Source organism: Fibrobacter sp. UWS1, from assembly GCF_002300445.1.
Classification (GTDB): domain Bacteria; phylum Fibrobacterota; class Fibrobacteria; order Fibrobacterales; family Fibrobacteraceae; genus Hallerella; species Hallerella intestinalis.
In genome coordinates, this window is sequence record NZ_NSGW01000001.1 from 2,044,993 (window position 1) to 2,069,123 (window position 24,131).

Genomic DNA, 24,131 nt, shown 5'->3' on the forward strand with positions numbered 1-24,131 from the left:
CTTTAAAATAGTTATTTTCCGATCCATTTTTGCGCTTCGGCGGCTAAAATATCCGTGGAATCCAGCTCGAGGACCTCTTTCATTTCCTCTTTGCCTTTTTCTTCGTCCAGATGCGCGCGCAGCCGGATGTCGCCCGCATAAAAAAGCCCGCGCCGACGGATTTTTTCGTCCTTTTCCACGGATGCGCCCTTTTCAAATAATTGGACGGCGAGTTCAAAAAGCCCTTTCTTTTCGGCTTCGGAACCCCAGGCGAACCACTCGATTCCCGGAATGGTAAAGAAGTAGCGGGGGTAAAGCAGAGCTTCGGCGGTTTTATGCAAAAATTCCGAATCCACGGGGTTTTCCCGGAACAGGGAAGCAAAATTTTTGGAAAAGATTTGGGACGCGTGCTCGTATTCCGCCTTGTTCGCCAGTTCGATGGCGTCTTCCAGCTTTTTCCGCAAAAGGACTTTGGGGCTTTCCTTGCTCATTTCGCCGCTTGGGGTGCTCTGCGATTTTTTCGTGCTCGAATTGCCGAACAGTTTGGGGACTTTCAAGCCGATAAACGCTCCCAGTCCGAAAAGGGGAATTTCCAGAATGGCGACCCAGCCGAACAAATTCGGATTGGCATTCCAGTTCAGCAAGACATCCGCGATGAAAAGGGCGATGGCGATAAACGGCACGGCTTTAGGGATTTCCCGCTTGGGACCGAAAGCCACCATTCCCAAAAGCAGAGCTAGAGCCAGGCTGCATCCCGTATATGGCGTGTCCGCATAGCGAACAAAATAAGAAGCGGAAAGAGTCCCGGCAAAGATAAATCCGGAAAGGAAAACTCCCGCGATAAAGAAAAGGAAGGGCTGTAAAAATCCCCAGCGTTTTTGGAGCATCCAGATGGCGAACAGGAACGCAACGGCGAAAAGCAAAAAAGAGGGAAGGCCGGGGAATAAAAACCAGCAGGTGAAAAGCGCGACCCAAGACGATGTTTCCGGGATAAAGGATAACCGATAGATGGCGACATTTTTCGTGTAGCCTTGGATGTAACGCTTCAGTTCGGACTGATACAGTTTTTCGTCGGGAGCGATTTCATTGACGGCGTAGGATTTTTTGCCCGTCTTTTCCCACCAGTCTCGGAATTCCTCTTTCATTTGGGCGATGCGTTTTTCGGGCACCCGCGACGGATTTTCTGCGTCAAAGCGTTTCAGGTAGTCGCCCAGCTCTTCCTGGTAAATTTTTTCGGTTGGTTCTACGCCGACTTTCCGGAATGTCTCGGCACCTTCGGTTTCCCAATATTTATCGAATGCGGCAACGGCCTTCCTATGTTTCGACCATTCTTCAAAAACCGGCCCGTATTGGACGTTCAAATGGACGGCTCCAATCAGCAGGACAAAAAGAACATAGAAAGCGAATGGCGATTTGCAAAAATGGAAAAAGCGCAGCATAACGACCTCGGATTGAAATTTATTGCCTGTTTTCGCCACGGTATTCTCGCAGCTGGTTCCACAGGAAGTCGGTATTGACGTCGTGGTAGCCCAGGGCGTTCACCCGTTCCCGCAATTTATGGGCGATGTTGAAAAGGTTTTCGCTCTTTTGCATCCGTTCGATGCTGTCGAAAGTCGTCAGCTGGTCAATCCATTCGTGGATTTCGGGGAACAGGTCGCTTTCAAAGACATTCTGCCGTCCGGTCCGCAGGTATTCCAGGTAGCGTTCCGTAATGCGGAAGTTGTCTTCTGCAAAAATTTTGATGGTCTCGGGGAAAGGGTTCTTGCCGGTCAGGTATTCGTGCATGATGATGCCGAAGCTGAAATAATCGACGGAGCTGGAAAGATTTTCCCCCATGACCGCTTGTTCCGGAGCGCTGTAGGCCGGCGTCATTTGCCCGCCATATTCCGTGATGCTTTCCCGCAGTTTCGCCTGCGCGTAACCGAAATCGCAGACCAGAATCTTGTGGTTGTTGATGTGGGACGGATCCTGGCACAGCAGAAGATTTTTGGGCTTTAAGTCCTTGTGCACAATCTGGTAGTAGTGCAGCTGGCTTATCGTGTTGGCGAGGTAGGCGATTTGCGCTACGCGGGGAATCAATTCTTCTTCGGAAAGTTCCGTTTTGAACATCTTGTCCAGGGAACAGCCCTTGATGAGTTCCATTTTCAGGTAGGGAAGCCGCCCCGCGATGCCGCCGCCCAGACTTTGCGCCACGCCTTCGATATTGGTCGCCCGAATCAGGTTGTTGATGCGGATTTCGTCTTCGAAGGAGCTGATGATCATATTTAGGCGATGCAGACGGTTCGCTCCGGGCGTCACATAGTATTTGCAGAATTTTACGACGATAAGTCGCTCTCCGTGCTTTCCGCTTTCGCCGGGGCGTTCAATCCAGTAGTTGGCGCGGAACAAGTCGTTCGTTCCGTCTTGAGTCAGGCGGTCTTGCAGGTGGATGCGTTCAACGGCTCCGCTATGCAGGTAAACCGGATTGTGGTCCAGCCACCATTGGTAATCGTCCATCGAGTAGTGCTCGCGGAGGGCGAGTTTTCGCGACCAGCGGTCAAAGAATTCGGCAAATCGATTTTTTATCACGGGGCGCAATTTAGCTATTTGCGGTTTCCGAAATGGTGCACTCCTGTGGCGGACGGCACTTTGCTGTGCTTTTCCAGAATGCGGGTCACGTAGGCGTAGGCGTCGCCGATGTCGCTCGTCAGGTGGAAGATGTTCAAATCCTCTTCGCTGATCATGCCCGTATCCACAAGGTATTCCCAGTTAATCAGATTGTTCCAGTAATCTTCTCCGAACAGGACGATGGGAATCTGTTCGTGCAATTTGTTGGTTTGAATCAAGGTCAGCGCTTCAAACAGTTCGTCCAGAGTGCCAAATCCTCCGGGGAACGCGATCAGGGCGCGGGCTTTGAACAGGAACCAGAATTTGCGGATGAAGAAATAGCGGAATTGCAAATTCAAATGCGAGTCGATATACGGGTTCGGGTGCTGCTCGAAAGGCAATTTGATATTGAATCCGATGGATGGGATTTTGGCTTCATGTGCGCCGCGATTGCCCGCTTCCATAATGCCGGGACCGCCGCCGGTACAAATTCCATAATGCCCGTCTTTGTGCTTGTTCGCCCAGGCTCCGAAAAGCTTTGCCAGATCTCTGGCCGCATCGTAATATTCCGCAACTTTGGCAAGGCGCTCCAGCCGTTTGATTTCTTTGGGCTGCGTCGCCGCTTTGAGTTGTTTTTTCACATCCCGTGTTCCCAGCGTCCGCGCGGAACCGAACATAACGATGGTGTTTTGGACGTTCGCTTGGTCCAGCACTTCGCCGGGAGCCCGAAATTCAGAGAGAATCCGCATTTGCCGTCCGGCATCGCTTTCTAGAAACTGCTGATTTTGATAGGCCAACACGGGTTCTTGTTTTTTCGTCGCCATAGAAACTCCTTTTTTTATTCAAAATCAAAATACAACAAAAAAAGAGGGATGGAGTTTTTTTCTTCCCTTTTCAAAGGAGAAAAATTTCTTATGCTCGCCTCTAAAAATGGCTTTGTCGAAGCACACTAACCGGCTGTCTCTGAGTTTTGGTTAGTGAGCTTTTCGAACTAATCGATGGGCGACAAACGGCTGCCAGTTTAAAAAGCGGCATTTCGCAGGCCGCAAGAAGAAAAATCCCCCTATGAAAAAGAATTTAGCTTCTGAAAGAAAATGCCCCGTTTGGAAAAAAGTCCGTTTTGAGCTCTAGTCGCTTTTCACTAATCACTGGCAACTAACAACTCCAATGCAAGCGATTTTTTGAAAATGAATTTTTAGAGATGGCCTTATGACCGCAGAAAGGTTATATTTAAGCCATGCTGGTAAAAATTTGGACAGACTCATTTATTATTACGGGTGAAATCGATACGATGCGCGACGAACGCTTGACCGACTACGTTCGCGAGAACAAGGAATTTATTGCGGTGACGCAGGTCAATGTAACGGATCGCGCCGGAAAAGACCTTTTTCGGACACATTTTTTAAATGTGAGCACGAATCATATTGAAATCATTTTGCCCGCGGAATAATTTTAAACTTTCTGCGAGAAGCAAAGAGGGGCGGTTTCCCGACCATCCATGGTTTTTAAGACGGGTTTTCGGAAGGAAAAAAGGTGTCGAGTACCGGCTGGGGCGCTTGACGGCAAGGCTTGTCATGGAAGGTGAAGATATGCGTCGTTTTTCCTGTCGTGCGAAGCTCGCCGCCAACGGTCACTTTATAAGTAAAGCAAAAACGCAGACGATCGATTTGACTTAATTGTAATTGGATATCGACGACTTCTCCGTAACGGCAGGGCTTTATGAATTGCGTTTCTATAGAAAGAAGGGGGCTGTGGTAGCCTTCGGCTTCAAATCGGCTGAAAGGAATTCCGTTTTCCCGGAAAATTTCCGTTCGGGCTTGCTCGAACCAGATGGCATAGACGGAATGGTGAACGATTCCCATGGCGTCGGTTTCGGCGTAGCGGACTTCAATGTGGGCCGTATATTCAACGGGGCTGATTTTGGGAGAAAACACATGCGAAGTGGCGGTGGCCATAACGCCTCCTTGAAAATGAAAAAGAGAGACCGCTGTCCGGCAAAATATACTCGAAATGGAAAAATAAAGCTATGAAAAGGGCTGCGTTTCGTCGGAATTTTTGCCAACCATGAAAATAAGGAAAGGAAGAAATGTCTTGCTCCGATTTTAGGATTTTAAAATTTATCCACATTATGAATGAGGATATTTACAATTTGTCCACAACAAAACGAAAAAAATGAAAAGAAAAAAGGGGAAAAAAGATTTTTTTTGCGGGAAATCGGCGAATTTTCCTTGACAAATGCGCAAGATTCATCTAGATTTGGCGTTACTCGTGCCAAAGTAGCTCAGCTGGTAGAGCAGCTGATTTGTAATCAGCCGGTCGTAGGTTCGATTCCTATCTTTGGCTTGACAAATGGGTCGTTGCCCGAGTGGTTAAAGGGGACGGACTGTAAATCCGTTGACTTACGTCTACCGTGGTTCGAAACCACGACGGCCCACGTTTCAAATCTCCCCTGCCGTGAATGCGGCAGGGGAGTAATGCCCAGGTAGCTCAGTGGTAGAGCACTTCCTTGGTAAGGAAGAGGTCTCGAGTTCAAATCCCGATCTGGGCTCTTAACAATTCGGAGGCTATGTTTTATGGCAAAAGAGAAGTTTGAAAGAACGAAGCCGCACTGCAACATCGGCACGATTGGCCACGTTGACCACGGCAAGACGACACTGACGGCGGCAATCTGCACGACGCTTGCCGCGAAGGGCCTGGCAGCGGCGAAGAAGTTCGACGAGATCGACAACGCGCCCGAAGAGAAGGCCCGCGGCATCACGATCAACACGTCGCACGTGGAATACCAGACGGAGAACCGCCACTACGCGCACGTCGACTGCCCGGGGCACGCCGACTACGTGAAGAACATGGTCACCGGTGCCGCCCAGATGGACGGTGCCATCCTCGTCGTCGCGGCGACCGACGGCCCGATGCCGCAGACCCGCGAGCACATCCTCCTCGCGCACCAGGTCGGCGTCCCCAAGATCGTCGTGTTCCTGAACAAGTGCGACATGGTTGACGACCCGGAACTCCTCGAGCTCGTCGAGGAGGAAGTCCGCGACCTGCTGAAGCAGTACGGCTACGACGGCGACAACACCCCGATCATCCGCGGATCCGCGCTGAAGGCCCTCGAAGGCGACGCGGAATACCAGGAGAAGATCATGGAACTTATGAACGCCGTCGACGAATACATTCCGCAGCCGCAGCGCGAAGTGGACAAGCCGTTCCTGATGCCGATCGAAGACGTTTTCACGATCACTGGCCGCGGCACCGTCGCGACTGGCCGTATCGAACGCGGCAAGATCAACCTGAACGACAAGGTCGAGCGCGTCGGCCTCGGCGACACGGTCGAATACGTCGTGACCGGCGTCGAGATGTTCCGCAAGCTGCTCGACGATGCCCAGGCTGGCGACAACGTTGGCCTTTTGCTCCGCGGCGCGGAGAAGAAGGACATCGTCCGTGGCATGGTTCTCGCCGCCCCGAAGTCCGTCACCCCGCACGCCCATTTCAAGGGCCAGATCTACGTTCTGAAGAAGGAAGAGGGCGGCCGCCACACGCCGTTCATGAACGGGTACCGCCCGCAGTTCTACTTCCGCACGACGGACGTGACAGGCACGATCAAGCTCCCGGAAGGCGTCGAGATGGTGACCCCGGGCGACACCGTGACCATCGACGTGGAGCTCATCGCCCCTGTAGCGATGGAACAGCAGCTCCGCTTCGCCATCCGCGAAGGCGGCCGCACCGTCGGTGCCGGCTCCGTAACCGAAATCATCAAGTAAGGAATAACAATGCCAAGAGAACTCATTACGCTCGAATGCACTGTTTGCCATCAGCGTAACTATGATTGCGACAAGAATAAGCGACTTCACCCCTCTCGCGTGGAGTACAAGAAGTACTGCCCATTCTGCCGCAAGCATACAGTTCATAAGGAAACCAAGTAAGGACGGTTTTAGGTCGGTAGCTCAATTGGTAGAGTCACGGTCTCCAAAACCGTTGGTTGGGGGTTCGAGTCCCTCCCGACCTGCTTCCTTTCTTACGGAGTCATGATATGCAAAAATTACAGCAATACATCAAAGAAGTTGTCCAAGAGATGAAAAAGGTCAATTGGCCTAGCTGGGAAGAGCTGAAAGGTTCGACTTTGGTTGTAATGCTTTTTAGCGTAATCATGGGCTGCTATATTGCTGCGCTTGATTTAGGGCTTTCCTTTGTTGTCGATAAACTGTTAGGACGTGGGTAATACTTATGTTATGGTATGCGGTCCATACGTTTTCCGGTCAGGAAAGCACCATCAAGAAAAACATTGAAATGTTGATTGAACGCGAAGGTGTTCAAGACAAGTTTGGACGGATTCTCATTCCTGAGAGAACCGTACAAGTAAACGTCCGAGGAAAGCGCAAGACGGTGTCTCAGAAGCTTTTCCCGGCGTATTTGATTATAGAGATGGAGCTGGACGAGCTCACCCAGCACCTGGTAACCTCCGTTCAGGGAGTTACCCATTTTGGAGGAACCAGTCGTCTGAATAAGATACCGATTCCTCTTCGTCAGAGCGAGGTCGATAGACTGCTTGGCGTCGAAACTCAAGACGCTGGGCAGGATGTGATCCAGAATCCGTATATTGTCGGTGACAGTGTTTCCATTAAGGATGGTCCGTTCAAAGGCTTTGTCGGCACGGTGGAAGAAATCCTCACAGAAAAGAACAAGCTTCGTGTGACGGTTTCTGTTTTTGGCCGTTCCACGCCAATCGAATTGGGTTTTAATCAGGTGGAAGCTGCATTGCAATAGCAGATTCTGAAACGGAGAAATACAGTGGCAAAAAAAATTGCAGGTTATATTAAACTTCAGATCCCCGGCGGGGCAGCAAACCCGTCTCCTCCGGTAGGTCCTGCTTTGGGTCAAAAGGGCGTGAACATCATGCAGTTCTGCAAGGCGTTCAATGCTCAGACTCAAAATGAAAAGGGAATGATCATCCCCGTGGTCATTACAGTTTATGCCGACAAGAGCTTTACTTTCATCACGAAAGTTCCTCCTGTAGCGATTCTTGTTAAGAAAGCTGTCGGCATTGAAACTGCCTCGGGCGAGCCGAACCGTAAAAAAGTCGGCAAGATCACCAAGGCGCAAGTCAAGGAAATCGCTACCAAAAAGATGCCTGACTTGAATACAAATGACATTGAAGCCGCAATGCGCATGGTTGCGGGCACCGCACGCTCTATGGGCGTCGATGTTGTCGACTAATCAGGCTGACCTTAACCCTATTTCTGACAGGAAAACCATGTTCAGAGGAAAAAAGTATAAGAAAGTAGCTGAAGCTTTTGACCGCGCGCAAGCGTATGGTCTGGAGCAGGCGCTCGAAATTCTTAAAAAATCCGAGGTTAAGTTCGACCAGACTGTCGAGCTTCATTTCAATCTCGGTGTAGATCCCAAAAACTCCGATCAAGCTGTCCGTGGCACGGTTGTGCTTCCGAACGGTACCGGTCGTCAGGTTCGCGTTCTCGTGTTCTGCAAGGACAATAATTTCCAAGCGGCACAGGATGCTGGAGCTGATTACGTTGGTGGTGCAGACTTGGTCCAAAAAATCCAGGAAGGCTGGCTTGAATTTGATGCGGTCGTTGCGACTCCCGACATGATGCCGGTGATTAGTAAAATCGCTCGAGTTCTCGGTCCTCGTGGGCTTATGCCCAGCCCGAAATCCGGAACAGTGACGATTAACGTCGCCCAGACTGTGAAGGAACTCAAAGCTGGTAAAATTCAGTACCGTGTGGACAAGGGCGCGAACATTCACGCTCCGGTCGGCAAAATGTCTTTTTCGAACGCACAGCTGATTGAAAACATTAAGGCTGTCATCGATTCCGTTCAAAAGAACAAGCCGCAGACCGCCAAGGGCACTTATATCAAGAGCCTCTTTATCACGGCAACAATGACGCCGAGCCTCAAGCTGGACTTGAGCATTACGCGATAGGAGATAAACGATGAAAGCTGTAGTTAAAAAACAACAGAAAGTTGATTCTATCGTTAAAGAGTTTGAAGGCGCAGCTTCAATCTTCCTTCTCAACTACGAGAAGATTCCGGTTGAACTCGACAACAAACTCCGTATGAATCTGAAGTCCAAAGGCATCAAGTATCTCGCTGTCAAGAACACTCTCTTGAAGAAGGTTCTCGAAAAGATGGGCGTTGTCGGTCTTGACGATGCGCTCAAGGGTGCGACATCTGTTATGGTTGGTCCTGCAGATGATCCGATTAGCCCGGCCCGGGAAATCGAAAATTTCCACAAGGAAAATCCGGATTTCCTCGTTGCCAAGAGCCTTTACCTCGACGGTGCTGTCAGACCGGGATCCGATGTCGTTGAACTTTCCAAGATCCCCGATCGTCAGGGTATGCTTGCCCAGTTGGTCGCAATCATTCTTGGACCGGGTTCGACTATTGCGGGTCAGCTCAAGTCTCTCACGGAAAAACTGGAAAAGGAACAGGCCGGAGCATCCGCCTAAGTTCTCAACACAACCATTCACAAACAACTTTTCAAAACGGAATAATTGGAGAAAAACATCATGGCAACAGATATCAAGGCTATTGGTGATCAAATCGCGGGTCTTACCCTCCTCGAAGCCAAGCAGTTGGCGGACTACCTCAAAGAAGCGCACGGCATTGAAGCCGCTGCTGGTGGCGTTGTTGTCGCCGCTGCAGCTGCCGCTGGTGCTCCTGCTGAAGAAAAGTCCGAATTCGACGTTGTTCTCGCCGAATGCGGTGCGAACAAGATGGCTGTTCTTAAGGCCGTCCGTGCCATCACCGGCCTCGGCTTGAAGGAAGCCAAGGAAATGGTCGAAAAGGCCGACAGTGTCATCAAGGAAGGTGCACCGAAGGCTGACGCCGAAAAGATGAAGAAGGAACTCGAAGATCTTGGTGCCAAGGTCGTTCTGAAGTAATGCCTTCAAATCGCTAATTCGAATTCACCAAAACGCCTGCACGCTTGTGTGGGCTTTTGGTGTTTTTCCCGTGTTTTAGTTTTTCACTGGATGAGGTTTTAAAATGACGGAGCGAAAGAATAATTCCTCCAATAAGTTCCAACTGGAACTTCCATATCTGGTCGAAGTGCAGAAAGCTTCATACGATCACTTCCTCCAAAATGACGTTCCTCCTGAGAAGCGTCTCAAAGTAGGCTTGGAACGTGTTTTTCAAGACATTTTCCCCATCACAGACTTGAAAAGGCTTTTTGCCCTCAAGTACGAAGGATACTTCTTTGGAATCCCCAAGTACAGCCTTCGGGAATGCCGTGAACGCGGGCTGACGCATTCCGTTCCTTTGCACGCCAATCTTTCGTTGCAGGTTTTTGAAGAAGATGGCGAAGATCGCAAGCTGAAGGAAGAAATTAAAAATGACGTTCTGATCTGCGATTTGCCGATCATGACGGAAAACGGGACTTTTATCATTAACGGTGCGGAACGCGTTGTCGTTTCCCAGTTGCATCGTTCTCCCGGTGTGAGTTTTGACGAAGAAATTCTTCCCAATGGACGTTCCAATTACAAGAGCCGCATCATTCCTCATCGCGGCGCATGGGTTGAATTTAATACAGACGGCGATGTTCTCTATTTGATTATCGACCGCAAAAAGAAGATTCCGGCGACGGCGCTTCTTCGTTGCATCGGTTTTGAAACGACTGGCGACATTATTTCGCTTTTCTACAAGAATTTGGAAAAGGTCACCCTGCATGCGGGTGATATGGAAGAGTATTATGGCCGCATTGTCGCCGCGGACGTCATTGACGAATCGTCGGGCGAAGTGCTTCTGGATGCGAACCGGGTGTTCGACGACAAGTGCGCCGCTCGCTTGACGGAAAGCGGAGTTTTTGATATTTCTTTCATCGCGGAAGATGAAGAAAATATGCTGGTGCACAACACCTTGCTTGTGGACAAGTGCAAGACCAAGGAAGATGCCCTGAAGCTCATTTATTTTGTGATGCACCAGTCGCAGGAAGAAGCGCCGAATATGGCGACTGCGCAGATTGCTTTTGAAAGCACTTTCCTGGACGATCCTCGTAAATACGACCTTGGCGAAGTCGGGCGTTACCGTTTGAACGCCAAAGTCTATACGCCGTCAATCGAAAAAATTCTTGCCGACACCGGTCTTTCCAAACCGTCTCTGACGACGATGACGATGACCGAAGCCGATTTCCTCGGTATTTTTGAATACATGGTCGGCTTGTATTGCGGTGCCGAGGGCTATGTTTTGGACGATATAGACCACTTGGGCAACCGCCGCACCCGTTCTGTCGGGGAACTCGTCGCCAACCAGCTCTCGGTGGGACTTTCCCGCATGAGCCGCGTCATTCGCGAAAACTTTACTTCGGGCGACAATGAAACCCCGACGCCGCGTGACCTGGTGAATACCCGCACGGTGAATTCCGTCGTTCAGGCGTTCTTCAGCTCCAGCCAGCTTTCGCAATTCATGGACCAGATGAACCCGCTTTCGGAATTGACGCACAAACGCCGCCTTTCCGCATTGGGTCCGGGCGGCCTTTCCCGCGAGCGCGCCGGCTTTGAAGTCCGTGACGTCCACTACACGCATTACGGTCGCCTTTGCCCGATTGAAACGCCGGAAGGCCCGAACATCGGTCTTATCAACTCGCTGGCCACTTACGCTGTGGTAAACCACTTTGGATTTATCGAAACGCCTTACCGCATTGTCGGATTGCAGAAGTTCAAAGCGGCAAATGGGAAGACGCTTTATTTCCCCGAAGAAAAGTGGCATTTCGGCTTGTTCAAAGGTTTTGTCCGCGAACCGCGCCTTTTTGTCCAACTGGAACTTTCCGCAAAGGAAATGGCCGAGGCTCGCTCGAATCTGGATGCCAATCAGCGCGTTCTGTTCGATTCTTTTGTGAACAAGGTCTTTGAATTTAAAAACGAAGACGGCTCGAGCGACTTTATTCGCAACGGCAATCCGCTGGAAGCTTTCAAGGGCAAGGCGGACTACGTTTTGCAATCTTCGACGGTTTACGATGTGGTTTCTTCCTTTGTCGTTTATTTGACGGCGGACGAAGAAGACGCTTTCAACATCGCTCCGGCGAATACCGAATTGAAAAATGCGGCGTTCGACCCGCTTTTCGAATCGATGCTGAACAACGCTTCTACGGAAGAAGAAAAAGCGGACATCCGCGACAGGCATCAGCTGACTTCCTTTGTGGAAGACTTCGTCATGGTGCGGGAAAAGGATGAATATCCGTTGAAGGCCCGTGTGATTGCGGGCGGCGAAATCGACGAATCCGACGACTTTGAAAAGGGCGTTGTGCCGAAGTTCAACGAGAACTCGGTGGACAGCGAAGCTCTTGACGGGCGCATCCAGCTGATGGACGTTTCTCCTCAGCAGATTATTTCGGTCGCTGCCGGCTTGATTCCGTTCCTGGAGCATGACGATGCGAACCGCGCTTTGATGGGTTCCAACATGCAGCGCCAGGCTGTGCCGCTGCTCCGTTCCGAAGCTCCTGTGGTCGGGACCGGTCTGGAACGCCGTGCTGCGTTGGATTCGGGTACCGTTGTGCGCGCCAAGCACGATGGCCGAGTCAAATTCGTGGATGCCATGACCGTCGTCGTGGAACGCGGATCCTTGAATGCATCCGGTGAATTCCAGCCGTTGGAAGGCCTCGGCGAAAATTTTGAATTCCTCGATCACGAACCGATTGACGAATATATTCTTCGCAAGTTCGAACGTTCCAACCAGGATTCCTGCATCAACCAGAAGCCTGTTGTCAATGTGGGCGACTTTGTGAAAAAGGGCGATGTCCTCGCCGACGGTGCCTCGACGGATCACGGCGAACTCGCTTTGGGCAAGAACATTCTGATTGCCTTTATTCCGTGGAACGGTTACAACTACGAAGACGCCGTCATCGTTTCCGAAGAGCTGGCGATTAAAGACGCTTTCACCTCGATTCACGTGGAAGAATACGAAGTGGAAGTTCGTGAAACCAAGCGCGGTCCGGAAGAACTGACCCGCGAAATTCCGAACGTCGGCGAAGAAGCGCTGAAGAACCTTGACGAACGCGGCATTATTCGCGTCGGTGCAGAGGTTCACGCAGACGACATTCTCGTGGGCAAGGTGACGCCGAAGGGCGAAACGGAACTTTCTCCGGAAGAAAGACTTCTCCGTGCGATTTTCGGTGAAAAGGCCGGCGACGTGCGGGACACTTCTCTGGTCGCGCCTCCGGGCATGAAAGGCATCGTTCTGGAAACCCGCGTCTTTAGCCGCAAGGACCACAACGACAAGAAGAGCCGTGCGGAAGATCAGGAAAAAATCAACGACATCAAGGAAAAATTCCAGGCGGATATCGACAAGATCAAGATGACTTGCGCTTCCGCAATGCTGGAAATGCTTTCTGGCAAGGTCTCGGGAAATATCGTGGATTTCGATACGCATGAAGTCCGGATTCCCGAAGGAACAACCTTGAACGAAAGAATGCTGAACAGCTTGGATTTCCTTTCGATTGCGCCGTCTTCGACGTTTGCTGCGGACGATGCGGAAGTTCAGGAAAAGGCTTCCAGCCTTCTTTCCGTTGCCCGTGATTCGATCGATCGCTTGACCCGGACGATGGAAAAGGAAATCGACAAGGTGACGAAGGGCGACGAATTGAAGCCCGGCGTTCTCCAGACCGTCAAAGTTTACATCGCCAAGAAGAAGAAGCTTCAGGTCGGCGATAAGATGGCGGGTCGTCACGGTAACAAGGGTTGCGTTTCCAAGATCGTCCCTGTCGAAGACATGCCGTTTACCGAAGACGGTCGTCCGATTCAGATTTTGCTGAACCCGCTGGGCGTGCCTTCCCGTATGAACGTGGGACAGGTTCTCGAAGTCCATTTGGGCTGGGCGGCCAAGGTCCTCGGCATCAAAGTAGCGACTCCGGTGTTCGACGGTGCTTCTTTCGATGATATCGTCGGCGAATTGGAACGCGCTTACCAGAAAATGCCCGTCGTTTCCTACAAGATGGATCCGGAACACGGACAGATTATCGGCAAGGCCAAGCTTTATGACGGTCGCACCGGTGAAGCGTTCCTGAATCCGGTCACCATCGGCTATATGTATTATCTCAAACTCGGTCACTTGGTCGAAGACAAGATCCACGCCCGTTCTATCGGCTCCTATGCGCTCGTGACGCAGCAGCCTCTCGGCGGTAAGAGCCAGTTCGGCGGCCAGCGTTTCGGTGAAATGGAAGTCTGGGCTTTGGAAGCTTACGGCGCCGCCTATACGCTGCAGGAACTTTTGACCGTGAAATCCGATGACGTGATTGGTCGTTCCAAGATCTATGACGCCATCGTCCACGGAAAGAACACTCCGGAACCGGGAATCCCCGAATCCTTCAACGTGATGATCCGCGAAGTGCGTTCGCTCTGCCTCGACATCAAGACAAGTGGAGAAAAGTAATATGTCAGAAGAAACTTTCGATTATTCTGAAAACAACAGCGGTGAAGTTTCGATTCACCTTGCTTCTCCAGAATTGATCCGTCAATGGTCCTTTGGTGAAGTAACCAAGCCCGAAACGATCAACTATCGTTCTTTCAAGCCGGAACGCGACGGCCTGTTCTGCGAACGCATTTTTGGACCGGTCAAAAACTGGGAATGCAACTGCGGAAAATACAAGCGCATCCGTTTTAAAGGCGTTGTCTGCGACCGCTGCGGCGTGGAAGTAACCCATTCCAAGGTTCGTCGTGAACGCATGGGGCATATCGAACTGGCCATTCCGCTGGCTCACGTTTGGTTCGTGAAGAACCAGCCGTGCGTCCTCGGAGCGATTTTGAACCTCGACACCAAATCCCTGGACAACATCATCTATTACGAAAAGTACATCGTGCTGGATCCGGGCGATACCGATCTGAAGCCGAACGAATTGATCGATGAAGCCAAGTATCTCGATTTGGAAAAGGAAGGCCGTCATTTCTCGGCAAAGATGGGCGCTGCTGCTTTGAAACAGCTTCTTGCCAACGTGGATTTTGTCGAACTTTCGGACGAACTCCGCTTGGAAGCCGCTTCGAAATCCAAAACCAAACGGGACGACGCCATTAAGCGCTTGAAGATTGTCGAAGCGTTCAAGAAATCCCAGATGGACGATTTCTATTCCTATTACGCGAATTTGGACGGGAAAAAGAACAGCGACCTCCCCTGGGTGAAAGATATCGCCGACGCCGTGGAAGACTTCAAATTCGGCGTGATGAATGCCGATGGCGACCGCAAGGGCGGCTATGCTGCCAAAACGGAAGGAAAGGAATTCAACCTGCTCGATGCGTTCTGCGAATTCCGCAAGATGTATCCGGCGCAAGCCAAGGGACTTTCCAATCAGCCGGAATGGATGATTCTGGACGTTCTTCCCGTGATTCCGCCCGACCTGCGTCCGCTCGTGCCGCTTGACGGCGGTCGCTTTGCGACTTCGGATTTGAACGAGCTTTATCGCCGCGTCATCAACCGCAACAACCGTTTGAAAAAACTGATCGACATCAAGGCCCCGGACGTGATTCTTTGCAACGAGAAGCGCATGTTGCAGGAAGCGGTGGACCAGCTGTTCGACAGCGGACGTCGCGTTGCCCGCGCGGGTTCCAATCGTCCGCTCAAGTCCCTCTCCGAGCTTTTGAAGGGCAAGCAGGGACGTTTCCGCATGAACCTTCTCGGTAAGCGCGTCGATTACTCCGGACGTTCCGTGATCGTCGTGGGGCCGGAACTCAAAATGCACGAGTGCGGTCTGCCGAAGCGCATGGCTTTGGAACTTTACAAGCCGTTCATCATCCAGAAACTGGAAGAAACGGGAACGGTTTACACGCTGAAGGCCGCAAAGAAATTTGTCGATGCCGAAAAGCCGGAAGTCTGGGATATTCTTGAAGGCGTCATTGAAGACCATCCGGTCATGCTGAACCGTGCGCCGACCCTGCACCGCTTGGGCATTCAGGCGTTCTATCCGAAGCTCATCGAAGGCAACGCCATTCGGCTTCATCCGCTCGTCTGTACGGCTTTCAACGCCGACTTCGACGGCGACCAGATGGCTGTGCACCTTCCGCTTTCTTTTGAAACGCAGCTGGAATGCCGCGTGCTGATGCTTTCTTCGAACAACATTCTTCACCCGGCTTCCGGTTTGCCGATTGCCGTTCCGGGTCAGGATATTGTTCTTGGTCTCTACTACATTTCCAAGCCGCGTCCCAATCGCAAGGGCGCAGGAATGCGTTTCTACGATGCCGCCGAAGCCCTCCGCGCTTACGACAACGGCAGTATCGATTTGAACGCCGAATGCTACCTGCGTCTCCCTGCGGGAAGAAAAGTCTATATGGGCACATTGGAATCGGACACCCGTTGCGAAATGGAGCAGCCCGACGACAAGGGAAATGTCGAAGTGTTCGTCAAGAAGGGCGAAAAAATCAAGTTCCTCACCCTTTTGGAACCGTCCACCATCAAGACGACCATGGGCCGCATTATTTTGAACGAAATCATTCCGAATGCCGTGGGCTATGCGAACGAGACCTTCGGCAAAAAGGTGATTGCGAAATCCATCGACGACCTGTATCGCCGCACGGGCAACCAGGTTACGGTGGAATATCTGGACGATTTGAAGGCTCTCGGTTACAAGTGGGCCGCGATTTCCGGGTCTTCCGTGGCGATTGCCGAAATGGTCATTCCGCCCGAGAAGCAGCAGCTTTTGGATGAAGCGACGGAAAAGGTGCATCGCATTCGCGAACTTTACGAAGACGGTGTGATTACCGACGGCGAACGCTACAACCAGATTATCGACGTCTGGTCCAAAACGACGAGCGACGTCTCTGCAAAACAGTGGGATTTGCTCTCTCACGACCGGGATGGTTTCAACCCGGTTTACATGATGGCGGATTCCGGCGCGCGTGGTAGCCGCGAACAGATCAAGCAGCTTTCCGGTATGCGCGGCCTGATGCAGAAGCCGACCAAGCAGCTCGGCGGTCAGGAAGTTATCGAAAACCCGATTAAGTCCTGCTTCCGCGAAGGCTTGAACGAAATGGAATACTTCATTTCGGCGCACGGTGCCCGTAAGGGTCTGGCCGATACCGCTCTGAAAACGGCGGATGCGGGTTACTTGACCCGCCGTCTCGTGGACGTGGCGCAAGACCTGGTCATTGTGGAAGAAGATTGTCACACGGACAAGGGCATCGACATTTCCGCCTATAAGGACGGCGACGATACCATTATTACGCTGGAAGAACGTCTGCTCGGACGCGCTCCGGTCGAAGATATTGTGCATCCGGTGACGGGCGAAGTCATTGTCAAGGCCGGCGAACTGGTGACGGAACGCGACCTCCCGAAGATTTCGGCGACCGGTCTGGAACATATTCACATGCGTTCCGTGCTGACTTGCGAAGCTCGCAACGGTGTCTGCGCCAAGTGCTATGGCCGTATGCTGGCTTCTGGCCGTCCGGTCGATTTGGGCGAAGCTGTCGGCGTGATTGCCGCCCAGTCCATCGGTGAACCGGGTACGCAGCTGACCCTCCGTACATTCCACATTGGTGGTGCTTCTAGCCGCTTGACGGTCGAAAATTCAAAGAGCGCTCCCGTTGACGGTAAAGTGGAACTGGAAAACGTCAATACGCTGGAACATGGCGGCTACAAGGTCGTGGTCAGCCGGATGGGCGAACTGGTCATTTTCGATTCTACCGGCATCAATAAGGGCCGCTGGCAGATTCCGTATGGCGCAACGCTTTATGTGGCCAATGGCGATTCGGTGAAAAAGGACGCCAAGCTGTTTGAATGGGATCCGTACACGAGCCCGATTCTCAGCAACGCCGCCGGTAAAATCCAGTTTGTGGACTTGGTCGAAAATACGACTTACCGTGTAGATAAGGACGATGTGACCGGCGTGGAAACGTGGGTTGTCATCAGCGACCGCCACGGCAAGCGTCGCCCGGCTATCAACGTTATCGATAGCGACGGTTCTCGCCTCGGTGTCTATTACCTGCCGGATGGTGCGGTCCTTTCCGTCCATGATGGCGACATGGCCGTTCCGGGTGCAATCCTTGCCAAGTTGCCTCGCGCAGTCGGCAAGACGAAGGACATTACCGGCGGTCTGCCCCGCGTCGCGGAACTTTTTGAAGCGCGTATTCCGAAGAATGTCGCGGTGATCGCTCCGATTGACGGTGTCGTGGAATACGGCAACGAAGAGCGTGGCAACCAGAAGGTCATCATCAAGAATGCCGAAGAAGAAGCGAGCGTGCTGGTTCCGAGAGGCCGTCATCTGGCCGTTCTCGAAGGCGACCGCGTCCGCAGAGGTCAAAAAATCTGCGATGGTTCCGTGGATCCGCACGATATTCTCCGTGTGCAGGGCCCCGAAGCCGTGCAGCGCCATCTGGTGAATGAAATCCAGGCGGTTTACCGCTTGCAGGGCGTGGCGATTGCCGATAAGCACATCGAATGCATTGTCCGCCAGATGATGCGCAAAATCAAAATTTCCGATCCTGGCGATTCCGATCTCCTTCCGGATGAAGAAATCTCCAAGGCGCGCCTGCGTATGAAGAACGACAAGCTCAGGGCCGAAGGCCGCAAGGAAGCGACGGGAACCCCGATGCTCCTCGGTATCACCAAGTCTTCGCTTGCAACCGACAGCTTCATTTCTGCGGCGTCCTTCCAGGAAACAACCAAGATCCTTACTCGTGCTGCAATTGAAGGTAGTGAGGATCCGTTGATGGGACTGAAGGAAAACGTCATCATGGGTCACTTGATTCCTTGCGGAACGGGTGCTCGCCATCTGCGTGGCGTGACGGTCATCGATTCCGATGCTGAGGCGGATGCCGCTAGTCGCGCCGCTCAGGAAGCTGACGACCTGAACGGCGGTGTCAATTTTACGATGCCGGATACCGGTTCCGAAGCCTCGGGAGACAATGAAGATAATCTCGAATAAATCGAAGGTGTAAACTTGAAATTATTCGAAAAAGAACTATATTTGGATTTCCAAAATTAGGGAATAACTAAAATGCCTACTATACAACAGCTCGTCCGCAAAGGCCGTGAAAAAATCCTCAACAGAACCGCTTCGCCGGCTCTGAAACAAAGTCCGCAAAAGCGTGGAGTCTGCACCCGTGTGTACACGACCACGCCGAAAAAGCCGAACTCCGCTCTGCGTAAAATTGCGCGTGTCCGTCTTTCCAACAAGATGGAAGTCACCGCTTACATTCCGGGCGAAGGCCACAACCTTCAGGAACACTCCATTGTTCTTATCCGTGGCGGTCGTGTGAAGGACGTTCCGGGTGTGCGTTACCACATCATCCGCGGAACGCTCGACACTCAGGCGGTGAACGGTCGCAATCAGGCGCGTTCCAAATACGGCGTTAAGAGAAAAGCTCCGGCTAAGAAGTAAAGGAAGGGCATCATGTCTAGAAGAAGAAAGACTATCCACAAGCGCACAATCGCTGACCCGCGTTATCATTCCGTTTTAATCACCGAACTTATCGGCGTCGTGTTGAAACAGGGCAAGAAGACCATCGCGGAAAAAATCGTTTACACGGCTCTTGATCTTTTGAACAAGAAGGTGGAAGGCGAAGGCTCTCCGCTGGAAAAGTTCGAAGAATGCTTGGAAAACATCAAGCCGAGACTCGAAGTGAAGTCCCGTCGTATCGGTGGTGCAAACTACCAGGTTCCGATGGAAGTCGCTCCGGATCGCGCCAAGGCTCTTGCCCTTCGCTGGCTTTTGAACGCTGCTCGTAATCGGACCGAAGCGGATATGGCCGAACGCCTTGCCGCTGAACTTGTTGCCGCCAAGAACAATGAAGGCAACGCCGTTCGCAAGAAGCAGGAAGTTCACAAGATGGCCGAAGCGAACCGCGCATTCGCCCACTTCCGTTTCTAATTTCATCAAACTCCTTGTTTTGGAAAAAGCTCCGCACCTGTGGCGGGGCTTTTTTTATCAAACGTCTTGTTTCCTTATGTGTTTAAGTTTCCCTATTTGTGAACATTTCTCGTCACCGTGACGAATGCAGGTCATTTATTCTAGCGGGAAAAATGGAGAATTATAACAAATCTTCACTAAACGATTTCAATTAAATTTTTTCAACGAGAGAACTTCTTTTGCAAGGAGGACGTTTTTTCAAATGGAGCATTTTCTTTCGCAAGGAGAACTCTTTTTCAAAACGAGAATGTCTTTTCTCAAGAGAGAATTTTTCTTCAAAGTGGAATGTTTCTTTACAAGATGATTTTCTTCTCGCGGGTCGCGAGGTGCTCGCCTCCCCCTATCCAGCCCCCACGGGTACGCTTTTGTTCGGCGCGCTGGCGATAAATATCGTTTGATATTTGCTGGAAAACGGCTGGGGCGGCAAGTTAGTGATTATGAAAAAAGTCGTTTTTTTGCTTTTTGGATCTTCGACTAAATGAACAAAGGCATTTTTTTGCATTTTGGGTCTTCGATTAAATGAACAAAGGCATTTTTTTTTGCATTTTGGAGCTTCGACTAAACGAACAAAGGCATCTTTTCGCATTTTGGGCCTTCGACTAAACGAACAAAGTCCTTTTTTTCGCATTTTGGAACTTCGATTAAATGAAAAATGCCTGTTTCGACGCAAAGCCGGCCTTTGTCAAATGGAACACTAGTCGTCAGCGCGCTCCGTCATTGCGAGGCGCGCTAACGCCGTGGCAATCCTTGCGGGCATCTCGTCATTGCGAGGCGCAGAGCACCGTGGCAATCTGTTTCTTTTCCGAGAATTTTTTGCAAACTTTGCACCGTCATACAACAAAGGAGACACAATGCGGTTCAAGGAAGCGGCGGAAAGGTGGTTTGAAAAGAAGTGTGCGAGTTGGAGCGAGAGTTCCCGGACGAAATACGGGAATATTTTGCAAAAGCATTTGCTGCCGTATTTTGGCGAAGTGGAGTTGATCGGTTTCGATTCGGCTCTCGTGCGAAATTTTGCGGAAAGCACTCTCGGAGAGCTTGCGGTTTCCTCGCGGCATTTCGTGCTGGCGACTTTGCAGCAGATTTTGAAAGCGTCGCTTTCGCCGGAGGATTTTGGCGCGCTGGATTTTCCCCATGCTGGGACGCCTCGAAAGGGGGAAGCGGTTCCCCTCTCGCCTGAGGAAATTGCCGCGCTGATTCGTGCGCTGGAAAAGAACAAAAACCCACGATATGAAAATTCGGCCCGGAGCCTCTTGCTGATCGCATTCACCGGGATGCGCCTCGGCGAAGCCTGCGCATTGAAATTTTCGGACTTTGACTTTGTGCGGAACACCATCAAAATTCACGGGACGCTGGAACGGCTACCGAATGAAAAGGGCGAAACGGCAAATGACGCGGACACAAAAGGCGCAGACGAAAATCTCGCCGCCGAAATGGAAAATGCCAAGTTCCCGAAAACCATCCGCAAGCTCTGCCCACCGAAAAGCGAAAGCGGCCATCGGGAAATCCCCATCCCGGAAAATCTGCTCCAATGGCTGAAGAAAATGGCGAGGGAAAATCCCCCGGACAGTTTTCTGGTGAAGCACGACCAGCGGACTTTGCAGAACCATTTCAAAAAGTTCCTGAAGGCGGCGGGAATTGAGGTGGACGCCCACATCCATACGCTGCGGCACTCCTTCGCCACCCATGCGCTGGCCTCTAACAAGGACCTGAAAACGCTCTCGGTGCTTCTCGGCCATGCCAGCACCCACACCACGCTGGATCTTTACGTGCACCCGACTTTCGAGAGCAAGCGGCGCGTACAGGAAGCGTTCTGGGAGTTCGTGAAGAACCCGAAGCGGAAACAAAAGCATAGCGGGCAAAGAAATTGTGATTATTGGGACGGGAATTTTGGAAAATCGGGAGGTTCCGGGCGCAAGCCGGCCCAACGGTGAATTTCGCAGAAGTGCGCTTCTGCGAAAAAAGGAATTATCTTTATATGAATAAAACACAAAGAAATCCGGTTGTCGTCCAGTTCTTCCACCCGGACCCTCCCTATGCGAACAAAAAAGAGCCAAATGTAAAGGAATGGAAGGTCGGTCCGCAAACGCGGAACCTCATCTGCATGGACAACTGCAAATATGTTCAAAAAGACGGAAAACTTTCCGGGGCAAGCTCGCGTTCTGGGGGAATGGGAGGCGAATGGTGAAATCCAAATTCGAAAGCAAAACCGTCAGATTTCTAGTAGAGTTCTTTTCCCCCACTTGAATATCGAGGATGCCCAAAAGGTCTTTGCCCAAACAAAAGGGAAAAAGGGCGCTTGCGAACCCAAAAACTCCTGCGGTTCGAATAAACTTTGTGATTTGGGAAATTACTGCAACACGGATCCTTTCGTTTTTGGTAGCTCTTTTCGCTATTGTAACTGTCATCAAGATGCTTTCAAAACCTTGCGAAATTTGCCAAACGGATCGCTAATTCTGTTTGGTTCCTCCTCTCACGGTACTTTCTGTTTGGATACGGTATTCGTTGTTAAAGAATCAATTTCCGATTGGCAAAATAATAGGGAACAGGTAAAGAAAATGCTTGGCAAGAATTTTGACATTTACTCAAAAGTTACCCTAAACTTTACCGATTCGAATATTCCCCTCACTTTCTATTCCGGTGCGACCTTTAAGGAATTCGATGAGATGTTTTCGTTTTCCCCGGCGAAAGTACAGTTGAACGACTCCATTCAATCCTTTGAAAAACTCAGTCTAAAAGATTTGGATATCAGAGAATTGAATTTCCTCAAAGGGCTAAATCCATTTGTTACAAAGCAAACTCAGGGAATTCACATAATCCTCGAAGGTGATAAAAATATTCGGAATTTATGGAAACGCATTCGCAATTTTGTATTGAAAAAAAACTTGTTCTAGGAACAGCCTTCCCAATGCCGAAGGAAAGATCAGGAAACAACAAATTTAACTCACCAATTCAAAACTTTTTGAGATTTCCCCAAAGGGCATTGAATAAAACATCAAACAAATATTCACTCATAATCTTAAGGAGATAAAATGTACTGTAATCAATGTGGAAAAGAAATTGCAAATGAAACGGAATTTTGTACATACTGCGGAGCATCTGTGGGAAAAGTTTGTACAGAATGTGGATCCCCGATTTTTGAAGGATCGCATTTTTGCGTTAAGTGCGGGAAGGGTATAAACGCATCTTGCCTTAAATGCGGAAAAGAATTGGAATCAGGTGTGCGTTTTTGTCCTGTTTGCGGAACGGATTCAATGAAAAAAGTGCGGAAAATTGGAACATCTTCTGCTGCGGCCAATTCCCCGATACTTCAGAATATGAATGTTGACTTGATTCTTAAAATTTCAATATTTGTACTCCTAGGAATACTGCTAATACTTATCATGATTGCTTCAGGTTGTAGGTTCAATGGTTTTAAACTTATTGCCAATATTTTTAAGATGATGGATCATGTTCCAGAAGACATTATCTATGTTATTTGGGTTGCGGTTTTTCTTGAACTTGGCACCCTATGTGCGGTAAAGACTGCCAGAAATAGCCACAATTTTATCCTCTTCGCTGTTCTTTCCGGATTAACGCTTATTTTCACAATTCTAATCGGAGTAGTTACTGATATTGAATTAATTGGAATGCTTGTAACAACAATTATTCTTTTAGCTTGTGCAAGCGTGTTGTCCTTCATTCTGCAGAAAAGACAATAATCGTTGGTAAACCGCTTCATGGAGAAAAAATGATCCGTATCTTTTCTTTTATTTCGAATAAGTCATTAGCCCTGTTGTTTTTTATGAGTTCGCTTCTTTTTGTCGCTTGCAAAACTGATGAAGAAAAATGTAAAGAAGGCGATTGGGAGGCTTGTGGGCGTGAAATTGTAAATGTAGTAGCCATGGAAAATTTTCAGCGTGGTTTGGATAAAACTGTAAAAACAAAAAAAGATGGAAAATTTACGGATTATTATAGCAATGGAAATATGAAAACTAAGGGCGCTTACAAAGACGGCATGAAGCATGGTCGTTGGAGAAAATGGGATAGCGAAGGAAATCTCATTTACGATGGCTCCTTTAAATATGGAGAAAAGGAAGGGTTTTGGCGAGAAATAGAAAATGGAGTCGAATCGAAGGGAAAATATAAAGGGGGAAAGAGGTTTGGACCAGATCTCCCTTGTCACAAGTCAAAGGTTCTTATGTAAATGGAAAAAGAGACGGTTTTTGGGAAGAAAGTTATGATGGTGAGACCTATAAAGGAAATTACAAGAACGATGAGAAAGATGGTGTATGGGATGAAAACGGGGAGAAAATTCGTTACAAGAATGGAAAGGTGGTTTCAGAATCAAACAACAAGGAGCAACCAAAAGAAACTTTCACAAATAGTTCCCATCCGGTAATTGGCGAAGCCCTCTTTGAGAATCTCTCAAAACACAGATTGAGCGGTTCCGATTTATCGAGTTATACTAAAAGTGAACTTAGAATCTTACGAAATTCCATTTTCGCCAAGCATGGATACATATTTAAAAGTGAGGATCTTAAGATGTATTTTTCGCAATTTGAATGGTATAAGCCGGAATTTAATAACGTTAATCATAAATTGAATTCCGTTGAAAAAGAAAACATCAAAATTCTGAAACAAGCGGAAGATAACGGGAACTTATCTAGCTTAGCTAATATTCGTGATTGGCAAATCGTATAAAATGGTCGAAATAAAAGATGAAAACGTTGAAATCAGATAGTTATGTTCC

The 24,131-nt window shown here is 50.0% G+C and carries 24 protein-coding genes and 4 tRNA genes; 23 read left to right on the plus strand and 5 right to left on the minus strand.

Translation table 11 applies throughout. The features are described from left to right. Positions 1-11: 11 nt before the first annotated feature. The 3 genes from BGX14_RS08885 to BGX14_RS08895 are packed head-to-tail and all read right to left on the minus strand — an operon-like array spanning position 12 to position 3,389. The gene (locus BGX14_RS08885) at positions 12-1,418 is read right to left on the minus strand and encodes a hypothetical protein (RefSeq protein WP_095879653.1); all 1,407 of its coding nucleotides are present in this window, start codon (positions 1,416-1,418) and stop codon (positions 12-14) included. A 19-nt stretch (positions 1,419-1,437) separates the two neighbouring features. Then, a complete protein-coding gene (locus tag BGX14_RS08890) occupies positions 1,438-2,547 on the minus strand; it encodes a protein kinase (protein WP_073306007.1) in 1,110 nt (369 codons plus the stop codon). 14 nt (positions 2,548-2,561) lie between these two features. Then, positions 2,562-3,389 carry an LOG family protein gene (locus BGX14_RS08895; RefSeq protein WP_073306006.1) on the minus strand — a complete coding sequence of 276 codons (828 nt, stop codon included), beginning with the start codon at positions 3,387-3,389 and terminating at the stop codon, positions 2,562-2,564. A gap of 413 nt (positions 3,390-3,802) precedes the next feature. Between BGX14_RS08895 and BGX14_RS08900 the strand changes: the two genes are divergently transcribed. Beyond that, on the plus strand, positions 3,803-4,015 hold the full coding sequence (locus BGX14_RS08900) for a hypothetical protein (RefSeq protein ID WP_073306005.1): 213 nt from the start codon (positions 3,803-3,805) through the stop codon (positions 4,013-4,015). A 55-nt stretch (positions 4,016-4,070) separates the two neighbouring features. Here BGX14_RS08900 and BGX14_RS08905 read toward each other — a convergent pair whose 3' ends face one another. After that, the gene (locus tag BGX14_RS08905) at positions 4,071-4,520 is read right to left on the minus strand and encodes a thioesterase family protein (protein ID WP_073306004.1); all 450 of its coding nucleotides are present in this window, start codon (positions 4,518-4,520) and stop codon (positions 4,071-4,073) included. 315 nt (positions 4,521-4,835) lie between these two features. Between BGX14_RS08905 and BGX14_RS08910 the strand changes: the two genes are divergently transcribed. The 16 genes from BGX14_RS08910 to rpsG all read left to right on the plus strand — a co-directional run bounded on the left by BGX14_RS08910 (position 4,836) and on the right by rpsG (position 19,363). After that, a tRNA-Thr gene (locus BGX14_RS08910) sits at positions 4,836-4,908 on the plus strand. 8 nt (positions 4,909-4,916) lie between these two features. Next, a tRNA-Tyr gene (locus BGX14_RS08915) sits at positions 4,917-4,999 on the plus strand. A 42-nt stretch (positions 5,000-5,041) separates the two neighbouring features. Continuing rightward, positions 5,042-5,113, plus strand: a tRNA-Thr gene (locus BGX14_RS08920). Positions 5,114-5,138: 25 nt separating this feature from the next. Further along, on the plus strand, positions 5,139-6,323 hold the full coding sequence (tuf, locus tag BGX14_RS08925) for an elongation factor Tu (RefSeq protein WP_095879654.1): 1,185 nt from the start codon (positions 5,139-5,141) through the stop codon (positions 6,321-6,323). A gap of 9 nt (positions 6,324-6,332) precedes the next feature. Further along, the gene (rpmG, locus tag BGX14_RS08930; RefSeq protein WP_073305726.1) at positions 6,333-6,485 is read left to right on the plus strand and encodes a 50S ribosomal protein L33; all 153 of its coding nucleotides are present in this window, start codon (positions 6,333-6,335) and stop codon (positions 6,483-6,485) included. 10 nt (positions 6,486-6,495) lie between these two features. Continuing rightward, a tRNA-Trp gene (locus tag BGX14_RS08935) sits at positions 6,496-6,568 on the plus strand. Positions 6,569-6,592: 24 nt separating this feature from the next. Next, positions 6,593-6,781, plus strand: coding sequence for a preprotein translocase subunit SecE (gene secE, locus BGX14_RS08940; protein WP_073305724.1), 189 nt, complete (start codon positions 6,593-6,595; stop codon positions 6,779-6,781). A 5-nt stretch (positions 6,782-6,786) separates the two neighbouring features. Continuing rightward, the gene (nusG, locus tag BGX14_RS08945; protein ID WP_073305722.1) at positions 6,787-7,326 is read left to right on the plus strand and encodes a transcription termination/antitermination protein NusG; all 540 of its coding nucleotides are present in this window, start codon (positions 6,787-6,789) and stop codon (positions 7,324-7,326) included. 24 nt (positions 7,327-7,350) lie between these two features. Further along, the gene (rplK, locus tag BGX14_RS08950) at positions 7,351-7,776 is read left to right on the plus strand and encodes a 50S ribosomal protein L11 (RefSeq protein WP_095879655.1); all 426 of its coding nucleotides are present in this window, start codon (positions 7,351-7,353) and stop codon (positions 7,774-7,776) included. 37 nt (positions 7,777-7,813) lie between these two features. Next, on the plus strand, positions 7,814-8,500 hold the full coding sequence (gene rplA / locus BGX14_RS08955; RefSeq protein WP_073305718.1) for a 50S ribosomal protein L1: 687 nt from the start codon (positions 7,814-7,816) through the stop codon (positions 8,498-8,500). A gap of 10 nt (positions 8,501-8,510) precedes the next feature. Beyond that, positions 8,511-9,026 (plus strand): 50S ribosomal protein L10, encoded by a 516-nt coding sequence (rplJ, locus tag BGX14_RS08960; protein ID WP_073305716.1) that lies wholly within the window; start codon positions 8,511-8,513, stop codon positions 9,024-9,026. A 60-nt stretch (positions 9,027-9,086) separates the two neighbouring features. Beyond that, complete coding sequence (rplL, locus tag BGX14_RS08965; RefSeq protein WP_078776963.1) at positions 9,087-9,461, plus strand: 50S ribosomal protein L7/L12; 375 nt, start codon at positions 9,087-9,089, stop codon at positions 9,459-9,461. A 103-nt stretch (positions 9,462-9,564) separates the two neighbouring features. Further along, positions 9,565-13,941, plus strand: coding sequence for a DNA-directed RNA polymerase subunit beta (rpoB, locus tag BGX14_RS08970; RefSeq protein WP_095879656.1), 4,377 nt, complete (start codon positions 9,565-9,567; stop codon positions 13,939-13,941). Position 13,942: 1 nt separating this feature from the next. Further along, positions 13,943-18,418, plus strand: coding sequence for a DNA-directed RNA polymerase subunit beta' (gene rpoC, locus BGX14_RS08975; protein WP_095879657.1), 4,476 nt, complete (start codon positions 13,943-13,945; stop codon positions 18,416-18,418). Positions 18,419-18,490: 72 nt separating this feature from the next. Continuing rightward, on the plus strand, positions 18,491-18,874 hold the full coding sequence (gene rpsL / locus BGX14_RS08980; protein WP_073305713.1) for a 30S ribosomal protein S12: 384 nt from the start codon (positions 18,491-18,493) through the stop codon (positions 18,872-18,874). A 12-nt stretch (positions 18,875-18,886) separates the two neighbouring features. Next, positions 18,887-19,363, plus strand: a complete 477-nt coding sequence (rpsG, locus tag BGX14_RS08985) for a 30S ribosomal protein S7 (RefSeq protein WP_073305712.1) — start codon at positions 18,887-18,889, stop codon at positions 19,361-19,363. Between the two features lie 379 nt (positions 19,364-19,742). Here the strand turns inward: rpsG and BGX14_RS15550 are convergent, their stop codons facing one another. Further along, on the minus strand, positions 19,743-19,904 hold the full coding sequence (locus BGX14_RS15550) for a hypothetical protein (protein WP_158223279.1): 162 nt from the start codon (positions 19,902-19,904) through the stop codon (positions 19,743-19,745). Between the two features lie 349 nt (positions 19,905-20,253). On the opposite strand from BGX14_RS15550, the gene BGX14_RS09000 reads away from it, so the two are divergent. The 6 genes from BGX14_RS09000 to BGX14_RS09025 all read left to right on the plus strand — a co-directional run bounded on the left by BGX14_RS09000 (position 20,254) and on the right by BGX14_RS09025 (position 24,082). Then, positions 20,254-21,333 (plus strand): site-specific integrase, encoded by a 1,080-nt coding sequence (locus BGX14_RS09000; protein ID WP_095879660.1) that lies wholly within the window; start codon positions 20,254-20,256, stop codon positions 21,331-21,333. 44 nt (positions 21,334-21,377) lie between these two features. Next, positions 21,378-21,587 (plus strand): hypothetical protein, encoded by a 210-nt coding sequence (locus BGX14_RS09005; RefSeq protein ID WP_143394202.1) that lies wholly within the window; start codon positions 21,378-21,380, stop codon positions 21,585-21,587. A 55-nt stretch (positions 21,588-21,642) separates the two neighbouring features. After that, positions 21,643-22,293 carry a hypothetical protein gene (locus BGX14_RS09010; RefSeq protein WP_073305708.1) on the plus strand — a complete coding sequence of 217 codons (651 nt, stop codon included), beginning with the start codon at positions 21,643-21,645 and terminating at the stop codon, positions 22,291-22,293. Between the two features lie 138 nt (positions 22,294-22,431). Next, positions 22,432-23,100, plus strand: coding sequence for a zinc ribbon domain-containing protein (locus BGX14_RS09015; protein WP_095879662.1), 669 nt, complete (start codon positions 22,432-22,434; stop codon positions 23,098-23,100). A gap of 29 nt (positions 23,101-23,129) precedes the next feature. Next, positions 23,130-23,585: a toxin-antitoxin system YwqK family antitoxin gene (locus BGX14_RS09020; protein WP_143394203.1), complete on the plus strand. Its 456-nt coding sequence runs from the start codon at positions 23,130-23,132 to the stop codon at positions 23,583-23,585. Further along, positions 23,558-24,082, plus strand: a complete 525-nt coding sequence (locus BGX14_RS09025) for a YARHG domain-containing protein (RefSeq protein ID WP_095879664.1) — start codon at positions 23,558-23,560, stop codon at positions 24,080-24,082. Before BGX14_RS09020 ends, BGX14_RS09025 begins: the two co-directional genes overlap by 28 nt. Positions 24,083-24,131: the final 49 nt, after the last annotated feature.

Coding starts and splice junctions, on each gene's coding strand:
- BGX14_RS08885 (WP_095879653.1), bottom strand. CDS start 1,418: ATGCTGCGCTTTTTCCATTTTTGCAAATCGCCATTCGCTTTCTATGTT.
- BGX14_RS08895 (WP_073306006.1), bottom strand. CDS start 3,389: ATGGCGACGAAAAAACAAGAACCCGTGTTGGCCTATCAAAATCAGCAG.
- BGX14_RS08900 (WP_073306005.1), top strand. CDS start 3,803: ATGCTGGTAAAAATTTGGACAGACTCATTTATTATTACGGGTGAAATC.
- BGX14_RS08905 (WP_073306004.1), bottom strand. CDS start 4,520: ATGGCCACCGCCACTTCGCATGTGTTTTCTCCCAAAATCAGCCCCGTT.
- tuf (WP_095879654.1), top strand. CDS start 5,139: ATGGCAAAAGAGAAGTTTGAAAGAACGAAGCCGCACTGCAACATCGGC.
- rpmG (WP_073305726.1), top strand. CDS start 6,333: ATGCCAAGAGAACTCATTACGCTCGAATGCACTGTTTGCCATCAGCGT.
- secE (WP_073305724.1), top strand. CDS start 6,593: ATGCAAAAATTACAGCAATACATCAAAGAAGTTGTCCAAGAGATGAAA.
- nusG (WP_073305722.1), top strand. CDS start 6,787: ATGTTATGGTATGCGGTCCATACGTTTTCCGGTCAGGAAAGCACCATC.
- rplA (WP_073305718.1), top strand. CDS start 7,814: ATGTTCAGAGGAAAAAAGTATAAGAAAGTAGCTGAAGCTTTTGACCGC.
- rplJ (WP_073305716.1), top strand. CDS start 8,511: ATGAAAGCTGTAGTTAAAAAACAACAGAAAGTTGATTCTATCGTTAAA.
- rplL (WP_078776963.1), top strand. CDS start 9,087: ATGGCAACAGATATCAAGGCTATTGGTGATCAAATCGCGGGTCTTACC.
- rpoB (WP_095879656.1), top strand. CDS start 9,565: ATGACGGAGCGAAAGAATAATTCCTCCAATAAGTTCCAACTGGAACTT.
- rpoC (WP_095879657.1), top strand. CDS start 13,943: ATGTCAGAAGAAACTTTCGATTATTCTGAAAACAACAGCGGTGAAGTT.
- rpsL (WP_073305713.1), top strand. CDS start 18,491: ATGCCTACTATACAACAGCTCGTCCGCAAAGGCCGTGAAAAAATCCTC.
- rpsG (WP_073305712.1), top strand. CDS start 18,887: ATGTCTAGAAGAAGAAAGACTATCCACAAGCGCACAATCGCTGACCCG.
- BGX14_RS15550 (WP_158223279.1), bottom strand. CDS start 19,904: ATGCAAAAAAATGCCTTTGTTCATTTAGTCGAAGATCCAAAAAGCAAA.
- BGX14_RS09000 (WP_095879660.1), top strand. CDS start 20,254: ATGCGGTTCAAGGAAGCGGCGGAAAGGTGGTTTGAAAAGAAGTGTGCG.
- BGX14_RS09005 (WP_143394202.1), top strand. CDS start 21,378: ATGAATAAAACACAAAGAAATCCGGTTGTCGTCCAGTTCTTCCACCCG.
- BGX14_RS09015 (WP_095879662.1), top strand. CDS start 22,432: ATGTACTGTAATCAATGTGGAAAAGAAATTGCAAATGAAACGGAATTT.
- BGX14_RS09020 (WP_143394203.1), top strand. CDS start 23,130: ATGATCCGTATCTTTTCTTTTATTTCGAATAAGTCATTAGCCCTGTTG.